At 67.0% G+C, this 740-nt stretch carries 2 protein-coding genes; both read right to left on the reverse strand.

The genetic code is table 11. From position 1 onward, the window contains the following. A partial coding sequence (locus ACW7GZ_RS14900; RefSeq protein WP_457010059.1) for a transposase occupies nt 1-377 on the reverse strand: 377 nt, incomplete at its 3' end. After that, nucleotides 374-673, reverse strand: a complete 300-nt coding sequence (locus ACW7GZ_RS14905; protein ID WP_457010061.1) for a transposase — start codon at nt 671-673, stop codon at nt 374-376. The genes ACW7GZ_RS14900 and ACW7GZ_RS14905, both read right to left, overlap by 4 nt. Nucleotides 674-740: the final 67 nt, after the last annotated feature.

Genomic DNA, 740 nt, shown 5'->3' on the forward strand with positions numbered 1-740 from the left:
ACCCACACCTTGTTCGGACGCTGCACCGTGAAATTCTGCTTCAGCAGGTTCTCCGCCACAGGCAGCGAATGGTTCGAGTTCGTCGTCGCCTTGAACTTCTTCGCCGCCTTCGCACGCAGGTCCTGCCGGCGCAGACTCTGCGCCACCTGGCGGCGACCCCGCCCCAGGTGCCGCGACAGGCGGGGCGCGCCGGCGCGAGCCTTGCGCCGCTCGAACTCCTCCCGCACCTGCGCATCCAGCGTGGCGCGGGCCTGCGCCTGCTTCGACGGCGTCCGGCTTCGCCACGCGTAGTACCCGCTGGGCGACACGCCGAGGAGCCGACACATCAGGCGGACCCGGAACTGGGCCTCGTGTGCCCTGATCGTGGCGTACTTCACTTGGGTTGCTTCGCGAAGTACGCCGCCGCTTTTTTTAGGAACGCGACCTCTTCCTCCAGCCGCGCCACCTCGCGCTTGAGCTGGGCCGTCTCCGCCTGCTGCACGCGATGCGCCTCGGCGTCCTCGCCCTCCTGCTGGGCCTTCGTCCGCCACCCGTACAACTGCGCCGGCTCCAGCCCCAGGTCGCGTGCCACCGCTGGGATCCCGTCCTTCGACGCCCGTAGCAGCGCCTGCTGCTTGAACTCGGGGCTGAACCGCTTACGCTCTGCCTTTGTCTCTGACTTCTTCCTGGTCATCTGTCTCACCTCGGGTTGCGATATTGAATCGCTTATCCGGGTGTCCGTGAAGCAGGGGCAGGATCAG

Source organism: Luteimonas sp. A537, from assembly GCF_054052065.1.

What these genes read in the sequence shown, in the direction of transcription:
- ACW7GZ_RS14905 (WP_457010061.1), bottom strand. Translation starts at nt 673, where the DNA reads ATGACCAGGAAGAAGTCAGAGACAAAGGCAGAGCGTAAGCGGTTCAGC.